Below are 15,436 nucleotides of genomic sequence, written 5' to 3'. Positions count from 1 at the left end.
CCGCGGAAATGCATTACGGCTACCGTGGAATCCAGGTTCCACGCCGGGTCGACGTTTCCCTGGTACCGACTCGGCGTTCCGTCAGCCCGGGCGTCGCCCGAGGCGCAACCGATTCATCTTGGAGGGTGATCCCTCATGCCCGTGATGAGAAACGCTCTCGCCGCCGGAACGATGGCGGCCGCAGCCCTCGTCGCACCTGTGACGATGTCGGCTCAGTTCGCCGCCGCCGGGGCCACGGCCGAGGTCGTCTCCGCGGCTCCCGTCCTCGCCTCCGCCGAGAAGACCGCCGAGATACACGAGAGCCTCGCGGGGTACCGGGCCTGGGCCGGCGCCCACCCCACCCCCCGCCCCGACGAGGAGATCGAAGAGGACATGCGCCGCCCGGTTCCCGACAACTGACGCTCCGGCGACGGCTCGGCGGTCGCCGCCTCCGCCACGCCGGATCAGGCGTCATGCCGCCGCAGCGCCGGCCGCCGAAACATCCCGGTTTTCTTCTCGGGAAACGTGTGTCACGACATTTCCCGAGAGGAAAACCGTGTCCCGGACAAGCCTCCGGGCTTCGAAACGGAGTTCCGGACGGCCGGGCCCGGACGATTCTCCGGCGACGCGTCGCGACAGACCGCGGTCTCCGCGGAGAACCCCGGGCAACAGGCGCCGGCGATATGGTCAGCCCCGCCGGCGGGGCGGATCCGCCGAGCCGCCGCGCATCAGGCCGTGGCAGGCGATGGCCGCGGCGGCCACCACGTTGAGGGAGTCGACCCCGAGGTCCATCGCCGCCGGGCTCATCGGGATGCACACCGCCTCGTCGGCCTCGCGCAGCCAGCGAGACGACAGGCCGTCGCCCTCCGAGCCGAGGAGCAACGCCACCCGCTCGGCCATGGCGACCCGGTCGATCGGCGTGGCGGACTGGTCGGGGGTGAGCGCCAGCGTCTGGAAGCCCGCCTCCCGCAACTCCGCCAGGCCCCCGTACCAGTCGGCCATCCGCGCGTACGGAATCGCGAAGACCGCCCCCATCGAGACCTTCACCGACCTGCGATACAGGGGATCGGCGCAGCGCGGCGAGAGGACCACCGCCTCCACGCCCAGCGCGGCGGCGCACCGGAAGATCGCGCCCACGTTCCCGTGGTCGACGAGGTCCTCCAGGACGACGACGCGGCGCGGCGGCGCGACGGGCCCCTCCCCCGGAGAACCATCGGGCAGGCCGGACAGGAGCCGCGCCACCGTGGGGACGGGGAGCCGTTCCATCGCGGCGAGGGCGCCGCGGTGCACCGGGAAGCCGGTGATGCCCTCCACGACGGCGTCGTCGACCACGTAGACACGGTCTCCGAGCCCGTCGAGGACGTCGGCGAGCGGCTCGGCCCAGCGGGGGGTGAGCAGAACGGAGCGCACGGGGTAGCCCGCCGCGACGGCGCGGCGGATCACCTTCTCCCCCTCGGCGATGAAGAGGCCGTGCTCGGCCTCCATGCTCTTGCGCAGCTCGACGTCGCGCAGGTTGGCGTAGTCGGCGAGGCGGGGGTCCGCGATGTCAGGCACTCTCGAATACTGCCATGACCCGCCTGAGCTGCCATATCAGCGCGTACACGAGCAGCATGGCGCAGCAGCCGGCGAACATCCCCGCACCTACCCTGGTCACCAGCGAGGCGATGCCGTGCGGGGGGAAGACCAGCGGCCAGGCGACCGCGCCGAGCGCGATCGACACGACGGTGGCCAGGAGCACGGCGGTGCGCTCACCGGCGGGCAGGCTCAGCCGTTCCGGCAGGTCGCGCGGCTCCATCCTGGACAGGCCGCGCGCCGCCCACCAGACGACGACCGCCAGGCCGACCACCGTGGACGTGTACTGCAGCAGGCGGAACAGCGGGATCACACCGGCCACCCGGGTGTCCAGCCACGGCCAGCCCCACATCGCGGAACTGTAGGAGTGGGTGAAGGAGTCCCACGCCTTGTGGGTGAGGGCTCCCACGACGCCTCCGGCGACGACGGCGGGCAGCCGCCGCAGGCCGTACATGCCGGGGCGCAGCGCGGCGGCGCGGCCCGCCAGGGACGGGGGCAGCAGCGTGGTCAGCGGGTCACGGAGCGCCAGGTGGAAGACCGCGAGCAGCACGACGACGGCGAACGGGTCGATCGTGAAAACGCCCCTGAGAGAGTGCCACACCCGGTAGTCGGGCAGGAAGGGGAAGAAGATCGGCAGGTCGGGCACCATGGCGCCCAGGGCGAGAGCCCAGGGGTCGAGCACTCTGCGGACCCGCTCCGAGGAGATCAGGGGCAGCACCGCGGCGACGTGGCTGGGCGTGAACGGCACGGATTTCCCTCCGGTCGGGGCACAGGCGATGTCCCGGTGACATGCGTGATCTGATGACACGTCCGCCTCGTGAGAGTACGCCCTCGTTGTTGCCGGAGCTTTGCGGCTTTCCCGCCTGAGCGCTTTGCGTCACCGGTAAATTACTGACCGCTGTCGATCGCGATCCGGAGGTCACCGTGGCCGAGCAGAGTGTGGCCGAGAAGAGGGCGGTGGCGCCGCCGTCGGCGGCGAGCGCCGCGTGGCTGCGCGACGCCCGCCGGGCCCGGCTTCTCTCCCTGGCCACCCTGGTCTGGCTGGGCGCCGAGAGCGCGGTCGGCATCGCGGCGGGGTTTGCGGCACACTCCGTCGCCCTCATCGGCTGGGGCATGTCGGCCCTGGTGGAGGCGGCGGCCAGCCTGATCGTGGTCTGGCGGTTCACCGGGGCCCGCACCTTCTCGGCCGACGCCGAGGAGAAGGCCCGCAGGGCGGTGGCCATCAGCTTCTGGCTGCTCGCGCCCTATCTGGTGCTCCATGTGGCGTACGACCTCGACGCGGGCCACCGCGCCGCGCCCAGCGTGCTCGGGATCGCGGTGACGGCGGTCAGTGTGGTCGGCATGCCTGCGCTGGGGCTCGCCAAGCGCCGGCTGGGCGCCCGGCTGCGCTCGACGGCGACCGCCGGCGAGGGCACTCAGAACCTGATGTGCGCGCTGCTCGCCGCGGGGGTGCTCGTCGGGCTCGCCCTGAACGGCGTCGGCTGGTGGTGGGTCGATCCCGCCATGGCGGTGCTGCTGGCGGCGGTGGCCACGCGGGAGGGCCACAGGGCGTGGCACGGGCACTCCTGCTGTCACTGAATTCCGCTTATATCCCATCTCATTTCCCGAAACACAAAGCCTCACTGCACTCACATACGGTGATAACCCCAGCAAAAGAGGTGTTTTGCCACAGTAAGCGCACCCAGTACAGTTCCACGAGAATTGCGGCGAACCTCCGGATAAGGTGACCCGCTGGCTCCCCTGGCATCGACACCGAAGAGGGCATCGTGGGCGGACGGCACCGGACGGATGAACTCGAGGACGGCTACCCTCCCTACCGGGAACAGCCCCGGCGGCGGCGCAGGGGACACGGCGCGGTACTGGTCCCGCTGGCCGGGTCCGTCGCTCTCGCGGTGCTGCTCGGCGTCGCCGCGTTCGTGGTCATCAACCGGGACCGCGGGTGCTCCGGCGACGCGCTCCCGCTGCGGGTGACGGCCTCCCCCGACATCCAGCCCGCCCTGTCCCAGATCGCCGACCGCTTCAACAAGGCGGCCCACGAGATCGACGGCAGGTGCGCGGCCGTCACGGTGAGCAAGGCCGTCCCGGCGACCGTGGCCTCGTCCCTGGCCGGCGTCGGCGGCAAGGTCCCGGCCATGGACGTGTGGATCCCCGATTCGGGCCTGTGGATCTCCACCCTCCGGGTGAAGAAGGTGGACGTGCCCGCCGCGGGCACCTCGGTGGCCCACTCCCCGATCGTGATGGCGGCCTCGGGCTCGGTGGTCCCGACCTTGAAGAAGAGCTTCGGCGAGGCCAGCTGGAGCGGCATGATCAACGCGGCGAACGTGGCCAACGTCGACGGGCCCGGCCGCAAGGTGCGCGTGCTCGTCCTGGACCCCTCACTGAACGCCACCGGGCTCGGCGCGCTGCTGGCCGCCTCCGGGGTGGCCAAGGCCGCGGGCGCGGGTGACGAGCAGCTGGTCGGCGCGCTCAAGAACCTGTCGGGGTCGACCTCGACGGTCCGCGAGCAGGAGGCGCTGCTGTCCAGCCTGGGCGTCAAGGGCAGCAAGGCCCCGCTGGGCATCGCCTCCGAACAGGGCGTCTGGGCCTTCAACAGGGCCAAGAAGCCCGAGGTGCCGACCGTGCCCCTGTATCCGGTCGAGGGCACCCTCAGCCTCGACTACCCGATGGTGATCGTCGCCGAGGACACCGCGGTGCGCAAGGCCGCCGAGGCGTTCCAGAAGGAGCTGGGCAGCGAGGCCTCCCGGAAGACCCTGCAGGATCAGGGCTTCCGCACCCCGGACGACAAGGGCGGCAAGGCGATCTCCGGCTCCGACGGCTTCCAGGCCAAGGCCCCGCAGGCGCTGCCGGTGCCGGACGACAGGACCGTGGCGAAGATGTCGCAGACCTGGTCCCGGATCAAGCTGGGCACCAGGCTCGTCACCCTCCTGGACGTCTCCGGGACCATGGCCCTGCCGGTGCCGGGCACCAACCTGACCCGGATGCAGGCGATCTCCAGGATCGCCATCGAGGGCATGAAGCTGTTCCCGGCCAAGAGCGAGATGGGGCTCTGGGAGTTCGCCACCCATCTCGACGGCCGGGGGGTCGACTACCGCGAGACGGTCTCGGTCGGCCCGCTCACCGAGAATCTGAACGGTGTGCTGCGCCGGGACCTGATCAACCGGAAGCTGGCCGCGACCCGGGCCAAGGCGACCGGCGACACCGGGCTCAACGACGCCCTCGCCGCCGCCTACGAGCAGATGACCGAGGAGTACCAGAGCGACAAGATCAACACGGTGCTGATCCTCACCGACGGGGCGGGCAACGACGACCCCGACGGCGGGATCGGCGACCAGGAGATCATCAGGAGGCTCAAGGAGCAGTACGACCCGGAGAAGCCGGTCAGCGTGCTGATCATCGCCTTCGGCCCCGACGCCCCCAAGGGCAGGCGCCAGATGGCGGCCCTGGCCAAGGCGACCGGCGGTGAGGCGTACATCGCCAAGGACATCCTGGAGGTCCGCAAGTTCTTCCTGGAGGGCATGAAGCGCCGCCTCTGCGCCCCCAACTGCTGACCCTCGCGCATCTCCTCTCCCCGCTTCGGCTGGTGTCACATCGACACCAGCCGTCGCAATTTTCCCATGTCATACCCGGTAGGCATGATATGCGGCCTTTCGTCAACCGGGTGGGATGAGGTGGCGTCCTACGCGTGTGGGGCCTGGAGCGGGCGGCGGTGACGCCCGCGAGCCCGTCCTGCGGGGAGGAATGTCCGTGCCCGGATGGCCGGCCGTCGGCCGAACCGACGACCAACAGCTCGTTGCGGCGCTGCGGCGTGCCGACATGGCGGCGCCCGCGAGCCTGTACGACTCCTATGCCGAACGTCTCAACGACTACGCCCACTCGCTGCTGGGCGACCGGGACGCCGCCGCCGAGGCCGTCCACGACGCCCTGGTGACGGCCCAGGGGTGCGCGGACCGGCTGCGCGAGCCCGGCCGGCTGCGCGCCTGGCTGTACGCGCTCACCCGGTTCCGGTGCGGGGGCGGGGCGCGCGGGGCGCGCGTGCCCGGACCGGAGCTCGGACCGGACGTGCACGACGACCCGGGCGAGCGTGAACTGGCCGCGCTGGTGTACGAGACGCTGGCGGAGCTGAGCACGCAGGAGCGCGAGGTGCTGGAGCTGTCGCTCCGCCACGGCCTCAGTACCGGCGAGGCGGGCGCGGTGCTCGGGCTGAGCTCCCGGCAGGCCGCGGCCAGGCTCGGCCGGGCCCGCGACCACCTGGAGAACGCGGCCGGCGCCGTGGTGCTCGCCAAGGTCGGCCGCGCGCACTGCCCCGACCTGTCGGCGATGGTGGACTCGTGGGAGGGGCCGCTCACCACGATGCTGCGCAGGCGGCTCTCCGCGCACATCGGGCGCTGCGAGGTCTGCGTCGAGCGTAGGGACCGGCACGTTTCGGCCGGGCGGTTGCTCGACCTCGTGCCGGTGGCCCTCCCCCCGCTCTCGCTGCGCCGCCGGATGATCGAGACCTGCCTGAACCCGGACCTGCGCGACACCCGCGACGCCATCGTCGCCGAGGGCGACCACTTCGACCGTGCGGGGTTCCCCACGGCGGTGGAACGGCGTACGGGCACCCGCCGGTGGCCGTCGAGGCGTGGCGGCGAGGGGCGGCGGAACCGCGACCGGCGCGACGAGGCCACCGGCATGGGACGGTCCGGCGGGCACGACGGGCACGGCGGGCGAGACGGGCAGGGCGGACCCGGGCGGCGGGGAGAGCGGGGAGCGCACGGCGAGTGGCGGGACCGTCCGGTCCCCGCGGTCTCCGCGGTGGAAGGCGGCGCCGGGCACCCGGCGCGGGCTTCCGGGGACGAGGAGCGGTACCCCCAGGTGAACGGGCCCCGCGCGCCTCAGTACGTGATGGCGGCTCCGGCGAACGCCGAGCCCCGCCACGCGACACCCCCGGCGGGCGTGGAGTCCCGGCACGGGACCACGGCACCGGCTCAGGGTACACACGGGACCACGGCACCGGCTCAGGGAACGCACGGGACCACGGCACCGGCCCGGGGGACGCACGGGACGGCCGACGGCGGGGCACCCCGGACAGCCGGCACCGGAACCCCGCGCACGGCCGACGGCCGGATTCCGCGCGCGACCGGCGGCGGAGCGGGGCGGGGCGCGGACGGGGGCGCCGGTCGGGAGACGGCGGTGCTGCCCGCGCAGCGCAGGCGGCGGCGCGGGCACAAGGGGCCGCTGGCGCTGGCGGCGGTGTGTGTGCTGGCGGCGACCGGGGCGGTGGCCGTGGTGGGCGGGCGGGAACTGGTCGGAGGGGAGCGGGGAGACGTCCAGGCGGCGCCCCGCCCCGACGCGGCACTGATCACCCTGGAGCCCGGCCCCGACCCGAGCCCGTCGTCCCCGCTCCCGGCGGACGAGGAGGCGGACCCCGAAACGGGCACGGAGCCGGACCCGGGAGCCGGGACGGAGCCCGCGCCGACCCCGACCGCCGCGCGCACCAGGTCTCCCAGGCCCGCTCCCACCGCCGCGCGCCCGGCGACGACCGGGCGGCCCACGGCCGACCGGCCCCGCGCCACCCGCAGGGCCACCCCGCCGCCCGCGACCGGCCGGCTGACCGTCTCGTGCCCCTCGGACATCGGGGAGGGTGCCGGGCAGATCCGGCTCGCGGCGAGCGGCGCCCCGGTCTCGTGGTCGGCGACCACCTCCGGCGGGCTGAACGTGCATCCCCGGAGCGGGCGGCTGAAGGCCGGAGCGAGGGGCGTGATTTGGGTCACTGCCGCAGACCCCACGGAGAGCGGGTCGGGGCGGGTCGCCTTCCGGTCCGCGGGGGGCAACTCCAGCTGTGCCATCTGGTGGGAAAGTCCTGGACCGGAGGCATCCGACCCCCCGGAGGACCCGCCGCCGCAGCCGACGCCGACGCCCTCGACGACCCCCGGCACGGAGGAGGAGACCGGCTGACTTCCCGGTGCGGTTTTACCTAACACGGATACTTCTCTTGGGGATCCGGTAAACCATGGACTCGTGCCAAGCGTCGGCATTGACGTCCATGCTGAGTGATTGGTCACATGAAGGCCCGATCAGTCACCTCATTACCAACCCAGGAGCCCGGAGATGTCGATCAACCGAAGGGTGCTCACATGGGCGCTCACCTTCGCATGCATAGCGGGGGCCGTGATCGCGTTAGCCGACATCGACACTCCACTACGCCTGATTCTTACCCCAATGTTCCTTTTGGTGGTCCCCGGGGTCGCAGTGGTAGGACTGTTGCGTGATCGTGACCCTGTTGCGGCACTATCAGTTGGGGCAGCGGCAAGCCTGGTCATAAACGTTCTCCTGGCCGCTGCCATGCTGACCTTTGACGCATGGTCGCCTCGCGCTGGAGTCGCGACGATCGCGGTGCTTGGCGGCTTCATATACGTACTACGCGTGTTGTACCGGGGGAACACAAAAGTGCAGAGTGAGCAGGGGGTCGGGTCAAGGTGAACATCGTCGTCGTCCGTCCCGGGGACCTCGGGGAGTCCGAGATCTCCCGGTGGCGGGAGTTGCAGGTGGCCGACAAGTCCCTGGACAACCCCTTCCTCTCCGTGGAGTTCGCGCTCGCCATGGGGCGCCTGCGCGACTACGTGCGTGTCGCCGTCATCCAGGACGGCGGCAAGATCGTGGGCTTCTTCCCGCACGAGCGCCACAACTTCGGCATCGGCAAGCCGCTGGGCGGCTTCCTCACCACCTGCCACGGCCTGATCTCGGTTCCCGACCTCAAGCTGAACGTGCGGGAGTTGCTGCGCGTCTGCAGGCTGTCGGTCTTCGACTTCGACCACCTGGTCGCCGGCCAGCCGACGTTCGCCCCGTACCAGTCGGACGTGCGTCCGGCACCGATCATGGACCTCAGCGTCGGGTTCGACGCCTACATCGAGCAGGTCAAGACCAACTCCCCGAAGAACCTCAAGACCGTGCGCTACAAGGAGCGCAAGATGGGCCGGGAGCAGGGCGAGGTGCGCTTCGAGTGGGCCTCGGCCGATCCGGCCACGCTGCGCACGCTCACGAACTGGAAGTCCAACCAGTACCAGCGGACGGGCCGCGTCGACCGGTTCGCCCAGCCCTGGATCGTCGAGCTGATCGAGGAGATGCACGCGGCGAACTCCGAGAGCTTCGCGGGCATCCTCACCATGGTCTACGCCGGGGACACGCCCGTCGCCGGGCACTTCGGCCTGCGTACCGCGACCACCCTGGTCGGCTGGTTCCCCGCCTACGATCCCGAGTTCGCGCGTTACTCGCCGGGCATCGTGCACCACCTGCTCATGGCGGAGCGCGCCGCGGCCGCCGGGCTGCAGCAGGTGGACATGGGCAAGGGCGGCCGGGAGTACAAGAGCTGGTTGAAGAGCGGCGACCTCTTCGTCGCCGAGGGCCGTGTCTCGCGTCCCTCCCCCGCGGCCGCGGTGCACTGGATGGGCCGCACCCCCGTCAACAAGGCCCGCACGATCGTCACGGACAGTCCGAATCTCTACAAACTTGCCGACCGGGTGCTGAAAGGTTTCGGCCGTATGCGCTCTCCCGCGCAGAACCAATCAGACACTCCGTCCGTCAAGGAACCTTGGGGAGTGGGTTAAACCGCTCCCCCCATCGCACACCATCCGCCAGGACCCTTGCATGCAACCCTCAACGCATTCGCCATCCTCCCCGATCGTCCCGATCGTCGATGGCTCCGGGTCCGTCCGCCAGTCATCCCTGACGACCGACCGCCCGGAAGGACATCCGTCACAATGAGTCCCGAGATCACCAAGCACTACGGCAACAAGCATTACAACGGCAAGCCACCTTTGCGAGCGGTCCCGCCGATCGAGCGGTTCACCCCGATAACCCCGCACATGGCGATCTCGCCCACGGTCAGCGTCGTGGTCCCCGCCATGAACGAGGCGGAGAACCTCCCGCACGTCTTCGCGACCATCCCGCAGTGGATCGACGAGATCGTCCTGGTCGACGGCAACTCGGTGGACGACACCGTCGCCGTGGCCAGGAAGCTCCGCCCGAACGTCCGCGTGGTCACCCAGACCGGCAAGGGCAAGGGCGACGCGCTGGCGGCCGGCTTCGCCGCCTGCACGAGCGACATCATCGTGATGATCGACGCCGACGGGTCCACCGACGGCCGCGAGATCATCCAGTTCGTGGGCGCGCTGGTCACCGGAGCCGACTTCGTCAAGGGCTCGCGTTACGCCTCCGGCGGCGGCAGCGACGACCTGACCTTCAACCGCAAGTTCGGCAACAAGGTGCTGACCACCCTGGTCAACAAGATGTACGGCACCAGCTACAGCGACCTCTGCTACGGCTACAACGCCTTCTGGGCCCGCCACCTGGACGTGCTGAACCTCGACTGCGACGGGTTCGAGGTCGAGACCCTCATGAACATCCGGGCCGCCAAGGCGGGGCTCAAGGTGCACGAGGTCCCCAGCCACGAGCGCTGCCGCATCCACGGCGAGAGCAACCTGCACGCGATCCGGGACGGCCTCCGCGTGCTGCGGACCATCATCCGCGAGTGGCGCAGCAAGCCCACCCCCGTCGTCCGCGAGCGGGCCACGACCACCCGCCGGGCGGACCAGGGCGCCGCGTAGCCATGAACAGCAGTGTCGTCATCTGCGTCTACACCGAGGAACGCTGGGAGGACATCCGCGCGGCCGTCGAGTCGGTCGAGAACCAGCGGCGCAAACCCCACGAGATCATCCTGGTCGTCGACTACAACCCGGACCTCCACCTGAGGCTCAAGCGGGAGTACCCGAGAGCGATCGTGGTGGAGAACACCCAGGAGAAGGGGTTGTCCGGCGGCAAGAACACCGGTGCGGCGATCGCCACCGGCGACATCGTGGCGTACCTGGACGACGACGCTATAGCGGAGCCGGGTTGGCTGGAAGCACTGGAGGAGGGCTTCCAGGACCCGTCCGTCGTGGGGGTGGGCGGGCTCACCAGGCCGCTGTGGGCAACCGGGCGCCGTCCCGGCTGGTACCCGTACGAGTTCGACTGGACCGTGGGCTGCACCTACCGGGGCATGCCCACCGAGCGGGCGCCGATCCGCAACGTCATGGGCGGTAACGCGGCCTTCCGCAGGGAGGTCGTCGGTGGTGTGGGCGGGTTCCACACCGGCATCGGGCGCAGTGTGCAGGGCCGCAAGCCCCGCCCGCTGGGCTGCGAGGAGACCGAGTTCTGCATCCGGCTGTCCCAGCGGATGCCGGGCTCGATCATGCTGTTCGAACCGCGCGCGGTGATCGGCCACAAGGTGCCGGCCGTCCGCGCCACGTTCGCCTACTTCCGCTCCCGGTGCTACGCCGAGGGTCTGTCCAAGGCACTGGTCACCCAGAGCGTGGGAGCCGGCGACGGGCTGTCGAGCGAGCGGGCGCACGCGCTGAAGGCGCTGCCGCTGGGCGCGCTGCGCGGGGTCGGGGACGCGCTGAAGGGCGACCTGTCCGGCCTCGGCAGGGCCGGCGCGATCGTCGTCGGCCTCGCCTGGACCACCTGGGGCTATGTTGTCGGTTCCCTCCGTCTGAAGCGGGTGCGTTCATGATCCGCGTGCCGATCCTGATGTATCACTCGGTCTCCGATCGGCCCAACCCCGAGACGAAACCGCTGGCGGTACGGCCCTCCGCCTTCGCGGAGCAGGTGGCCTACCTCAAGGAGAGCGGCTTCACCCCGCTGACCGTGGCCGACCTGGTGGCCTCGCTGCACAACAACAACGGCCGCTCCATCCCGGAGCGGCCGGTCGTGCTGACCTTCGACGACGGTTACGCCGACTTCCACAGCGAGGCGCTGCCGATCCTGGAGCGCTACGACTTCCCCGCCACGGTCTTCCTGACAAGCGGATGGGTCAGTGACGCCGGCAAGGACGCGGCGGGCAGGCCCCTCGACACGATGCTGTCGTGGAGCCAGGCCCGGGAGGCGGCCTCGTGCGGGATGGAGATCGGCGGGCACAGCCACAGCCATCCCCAGCTCGACCAGCTGCCCGATGACGAGCTCCGCCAGGAACTGCGCCGCAACAAGGCGCTGCTGGAGGACAAGATCGGCGCCCTGGTCTCGACGATGGCCTACCCGTACGGCTACTCCAGCGCGCGTGTGCGCCGGGAGGTCCGGAAGGCCGGATACTGGGCCGCCTGCGCGGTGAACAACGCCATCGCCGCCGACCGGCACGACGTGCTCGCGCTACCGCGCCTGACCGTGGCCCAGGGCACGTCGATGAAGATGTTCAGCCGGGCGGTCGAGGGCAGCCAGATCCCGCTGATCTACATGCGGGAGCGCGTGCTGACGAAGGGCTACGCCGTCGTCAGGCGCACCAGGTACGGCCTGCGCAAGGCGCGCGGCCTGGCCTGACGGGCACTCCGGCCCCGCGGGATCGACCGGTTCGCGGGGCCGTTCGCCCGGCGGATCGTCCGATCCGGGTCCCGGATCCGCGACCCCCGATGTCCGCAGGCTCCCCGATTCACGGATCGTCCGATCCGGCTCCGAGCCCCGGAGGCCCTCCGGGCCGCTGTCCGGTTCGGGCTCGCACGTGTGAGTCCCCGGTCACGGGTCGTCCGGTCCCGCGGGGAGTCCTGGGCCGGCGGTCACCCGGGCCCGCCCGGTGGCCGCCGCGCGCCCCGGTGCCCCGCCGGCGCCGGCCCGGCGGCAGCAGGCGTGACGGGCCCGTACCACCCCGGCGAACGGGTATCCGGTCGCCATATTGATCTTCCCCGGTCTGCGCGGACCACTCAATCACGGCGAATCTTCACATTCGCCCGTCGCACCCACGTCCGCGTAGCCGCCATGATGTTAGACGTGAGGCAACGGGCAGGTAATGACGTGACAACCGAGGCGGCGAAGACTGCCGAGGTCGGGGAGACCGACTCCACCCATCCCGTGCCTTCGGATGGCGCGCGGGCCGGGTCCGGTGACGGGGCGGGCGCCCCGTCGACCGCCGGGGCGCGTTCCGAGGCGCCCGCCGAAACGCCCGCCGCGACATCGGACGCCCCGTCCGGCGAGGCATCCGGCGAGGCGTCCGGCGACGGCGATCCAGAGGTCACCGCCATGATCCGGATCCCCCTCCGCCCGAGGCCCGCGACATCGGACGCCCCGTCCGGCGAGGCGTCCGGCGAGGCGTCCGGCGACGGCGATCCAGAGGTCACCGCCATGGTCCGCATCCCCCTCCGCCCGAGGCCCGCGACATCGGACGCGGCGCCGGACGCGGCGCCGGAGGCCGCACGGCGGGACGCCCCGGCCGGGCCGTCCGCGGAAGCCTCCGCCGGCACGTCCGGGGAGACCTCGGACGAGGGCTCCGGCGACACGTACGACACCACGGCGGAGCTGCGTCTTCCCGCGACACCGTCCCGGCCGGGGCGCGGATCCGCCCACCCGGACGGGACGGAGGACACCGGACCGGGCAAGGCCGGGAACGCCGGGCCGGACGGCGGGCACGGGCCCGGGGAGGGCGCCGGAGGCGGGCCGAAGCCCGGGAAGGCCGCAAAGGGCGGAGCGAAGCCCGGGAAGCCCGGGAAGACCGCAAAGGGTGGAACGAAGCCCGAGGAGACCCGGGACGGCCCGGACACGGCCGTACAGGCCCCGGTGTTCTCTCCTGTCCCTCTCGCCGCACCTGTCGCCCGCGGGGGCTCAGCGGCCGACTCCGGGCCTCCGGAGACCCCGGCCGCGGCCGTCCCGGCGGCCACCGTGGGAGCTTCCATCGGGACTCCGCCCGCCGCCAGGCCGTCCCGCCTGACGGCGCTGATGCAGTCGGCCGCCATGTGGCTGCCACCGCTGCTGACAGTCGAAGGCCTGGTCATGTACGTGCTGGCCCTGCGCGTGGCGCCGGGCCCGCTGCGGGGCGTCGACCTGACGGAGATCGACGGCCTGGGCCTGATCTCGGCCATGCCGGTCACCGCGTTCGCCGCGATCCTCCTGATGCTCGTCGCGTTCTTCGTCACGATCGCGCAGAACACCGACCGCAAGTTCCTGCTGCTGTTCCAGATCGCGGCGATCACCTTCGCCCTGCACGGGGCCGCGGCGCTGGTGGAGGACGAGGCCCGCTTCCCCACGGCCTACGTGCACGCGGGCTTCGTGGAGTACATCAACCGCACCGGCGAGGCGTCCCCGATCCTCGACGCCCGCTTCGCGTGGCCGGGGTTCTTCGCGCTGGTGGCGTTCGTGACGAAGGCGGCGGGGATCTCCGACCTGTCCCTTCTGCTGAAGTGGACGCCGCTGCTGTCCAACCTGCTCTACCTGCTGCCGTTCGTCATCATCCTGCGCCAGGTGGTCGCCACCACCCGGGCCCGCTGGTTCGCCGCGCTGCTGTTCGTCATCGTCCAGTGGATCGGCCAGGACTACCTCTCCTCCCAGGGCTTCACCTACGCGATCTACCTGGCCTTCGTGGCGATCGTGCTGCGCTGGTTCGGCAAGGTGGAGCCGCGTATCAAGCCCCTGCCCCCCAAGGGCTTCATCCGGAGGCTGCTGGCCAAGCTGGACGCGCTGACCCCCGGCGAGCTGCCCCACAAGACCGGCGTCTACGACCGGTCGATCATGCTCATCCTGCTGATCGCCCTGTTCGGCGCCGCGACGGCCTCGCACCAGATCACCCCGTTCATGATGCTGGGCGCGCTGACCGGCCTGATCCTGCTGCGGCGCTCCTCGCTGAGCTGGGGGCTGCCGTTCTTCCTCGGCCTGGTCGTGCTGTCGTGGATCAGCTACCAGACGGTCACCTTCTGGAGCGGGCACCTCGACCAGCTCTTCGGCGGCCTGGGCCGGATCCTGGAGAACCTGCAGCGCAACACCGGTGACCGGATCGACGGCAGCGACCCCGAGCACGCGCTCGTCCTCACGGCCCGCCTCGGCATCTGCGGCGTCATCCTGACGCTGGCCGCCGTCGGCCTGCTGCGCCGCCTGCGGCGCGGCGTCGGCGACCGGGCGGCGCTGCTCCTGCTGTGCATCCCCGTGCTGGCCCTGGGCCTGCAGAGCTACGGCGGCGAGATCGGCCTGCGGATCTACCTGTTCGCGCTGCCGGGCGCCTGCATCCTGGCGGCGTACGCCTTCTTCCCCAACCTGCCGGCGGGCTCGGAGGACGCCTCGGAGGAGACGGTCCCGATCCGCAGGCGGAACATCCGGTTCAACCCGCAGCTGACCCGCAAGATCTCGCTGCTGCTCGCCGCCGGGTGCGCCATGGCGCTGGCGCTGGTGTTCCTGGTGGCGCGCTACGGCAACGAGCAGTTCGAGCGGGTCTCCGCCAGCGAGGTCGCGGCGATGCACTACATCTACGACCACGACGAGCCCAGCGCCCGCGTCCTCTACCTGGTCCCGCAGATCGGTCCGGAGGTCACGCCGATCATCCCGTGGGGCGAGCGCGACTTCGACAAGATCTCCTACGAGCAGGCGCTCGTGGACAAGAACCCGGCCCAGCTCTCCTCGGTGATCGACAAGCTGCGCGTCTCGGAGCCCAACACCTTCCTGGTGGTCACCCGCGGGCAGGCGGGCTACCTGCAGCTCAACCACGGCTACCCGGACGACTGGCTGCCGCGGTTCCGTGCCGCGCTCGACGCCAACAAGGAGCTCAAGCGTGTCTTCAACGGCGAGGAGGCCGCGGTCTACACGCTGAAGTCGTATCCCAAGGGCGCCGAGATCCCCGAGCGGGGCATACCGCTCGGCGGCAACGACCCGACCTCGCCGTGGACGCCGGTCGGCCTGGCCGCGCTGGCGGTGACGTGGATCGCGCTGTTCGCCTACGAGGCCTTCCACCTGCGCGGGCCCGCCGTGACGGTCAGGGCGCGGCGGCGCATCCTCTTCGTGGCGGTCCCGGCGTTCGTGGTGGCGCTGGCAGTGATCGCCGAGCGTTTCATCGTGATCGGTTACCAGATCCAATAGCCGCGAAGTCCCCCCGGCGGGCCTCGGCCCCGCGCCATACTCGTCA

The 15,436-nt window shown here is 71.2% G+C and carries 11 protein-coding genes; 9 read left to right on the top strand and 2 right to left on the bottom strand.

The window, feature by feature from the left end; all coding sequences use genetic code 11:
• Positions 1 to 135 precede the first annotated feature (135 nt).
• Entirely contained in the window at positions 136 to 399 is a 264-nt protein-coding gene (locus tag ABD841_RS18445; RefSeq protein WP_344973021.1) for a hypothetical protein, read from the top strand.
• A gap of 267 nt (positions 400 to 666) precedes the next feature.
• Here ABD841_RS18445 and ABD841_RS18440 read toward each other — a convergent pair whose 3' ends face one another.
• Positions 667 to 1,533 carry a TrmH family RNA methyltransferase gene (locus ABD841_RS18440; RefSeq protein WP_344973019.1) on the bottom strand — a complete coding sequence of 289 codons (867 nt, stop codon included), beginning with the start codon at positions 1,531 to 1,533 and terminating at the stop codon, positions 667 to 669.
• Positions 1,526 to 2,299, bottom strand: a complete 774-nt coding sequence (locus tag ABD841_RS18435; protein WP_344973017.1) for a DUF4184 family protein — start codon at positions 2,297 to 2,299, stop codon at positions 1,526 to 1,528. The genes ABD841_RS18440 and ABD841_RS18435 overlap by 8 nt, the downstream gene beginning before the upstream one ends.
• A 176-nt stretch (positions 2,300 to 2,475) precedes the next feature.
• Here ABD841_RS18435 and ABD841_RS18430 point away from each other — a divergent pair, with 176 nt between their 5' ends.
• The 8 genes from ABD841_RS18430 to ABD841_RS18395 all read left to right on the top strand — a co-directional run bounded on the left by ABD841_RS18430 (position 2,476) and on the right by ABD841_RS18395 (position 15,390).
• Entirely contained in the window at positions 2,476 to 3,129 is a 654-nt protein-coding gene (locus tag ABD841_RS18430; RefSeq protein WP_344973015.1) for a cation diffusion facilitator family transporter, read from the top strand.
• A gap of 188 nt (positions 3,130 to 3,317) precedes the next feature.
• On the top strand, positions 3,318 to 5,099 hold the full coding sequence (locus tag ABD841_RS18425) for a substrate-binding and VWA domain-containing protein (protein WP_344973013.1): 1,782 nt from the start codon (positions 3,318 to 3,320) through the stop codon (positions 5,097 to 5,099).
• A 196-nt stretch (positions 5,100 to 5,295) separates the two neighbouring features.
• On the top strand, positions 5,296 to 7,488 hold the full coding sequence (locus ABD841_RS18420; protein ID WP_344973011.1) for an RNA polymerase sigma factor: 2,193 nt from the start codon (positions 5,296 to 5,298) through the stop codon (positions 7,486 to 7,488).
• A 521-nt stretch (positions 7,489 to 8,009) separates the two neighbouring features.
• Positions 8,010 to 9,137 carry a GNAT family N-acetyltransferase gene (locus ABD841_RS18415; protein ID WP_344973009.1) on the top strand — a complete coding sequence of 376 codons (1,128 nt, stop codon included), beginning with the start codon at positions 8,010 to 8,012 and terminating at the stop codon, positions 9,135 to 9,137.
• 153 nt (positions 9,138 to 9,290) lie between these two features.
• The gene (locus ABD841_RS18410; protein ID WP_344973007.1) at positions 9,291 to 10,136 is read left to right on the top strand and encodes a glycosyltransferase family 2 protein; all 846 of its coding nucleotides are present in this window, start codon (positions 9,291 to 9,293) and stop codon (positions 10,134 to 10,136) included.
• A 2-nt stretch (positions 10,137 to 10,138) separates the two neighbouring features.
• Positions 10,139 to 11,080: a glycosyltransferase family 2 protein gene (locus tag ABD841_RS18405; RefSeq protein WP_344973005.1), complete on the top strand. Its 942-nt coding sequence runs from the start codon at positions 10,139 to 10,141 to the stop codon at positions 11,078 to 11,080.
• Positions 11,077 to 11,880, top strand: coding sequence for a polysaccharide deacetylase family protein (locus ABD841_RS18400; protein WP_344973003.1), 804 nt, complete (start codon positions 11,077 to 11,079; stop codon positions 11,878 to 11,880). The genes ABD841_RS18405 and ABD841_RS18400 overlap by 4 nt, the downstream gene beginning before the upstream one ends.
• A 1,329-nt stretch (positions 11,881 to 13,209) precedes the next feature.
• Positions 13,210 to 15,390 (top strand): hypothetical protein, encoded by a 2,181-nt coding sequence (locus tag ABD841_RS18395; RefSeq protein ID WP_344973001.1) that lies wholly within the window; start codon positions 13,210 to 13,212, stop codon positions 15,388 to 15,390.
• The last annotated feature ends 46 nt before the right edge of the window (positions 15,391 to 15,436 follow it).

It is taken from the genome of Streptosporangium fragile, from assembly GCF_039534445.1.
In the GTDB taxonomy this organism is placed as follows: domain Bacteria; phylum Actinomycetota; class Actinomycetes; order Streptosporangiales; family Streptosporangiaceae; genus Streptosporangium; species Streptosporangium fragile.
The sequence above is the reverse complement of the archived record's forward strand: the minus strand, read 5'-3'. Positions and strand labels throughout refer to the sequence as shown.

What these genes read in the sequence shown, in the direction of transcription:
- ABD841_RS18445 (WP_344973021.1), top strand. Translation starts at nt 136, where the DNA reads ATGCCCGTGATGAGAAACGCTCTCGCCGCCGGAACGATGGCGGCCGCA.
- ABD841_RS18400 (WP_344973003.1), top strand. Translation starts at nt 11,077, where the DNA reads ATGATCCGCGTGCCGATCCTGATGTATCACTCGGTCTCCGATCGGCCC.
- ABD841_RS18405 (WP_344973005.1), top strand. Translation starts at nt 10,139, where the DNA reads ATGAACAGCAGTGTCGTCATCTGCGTCTACACCGAGGAACGCTGGGAG.
- ABD841_RS18410 (WP_344973007.1), top strand. Translation starts at nt 9,291, where the DNA reads ATGAGTCCCGAGATCACCAAGCACTACGGCAACAAGCATTACAACGGC.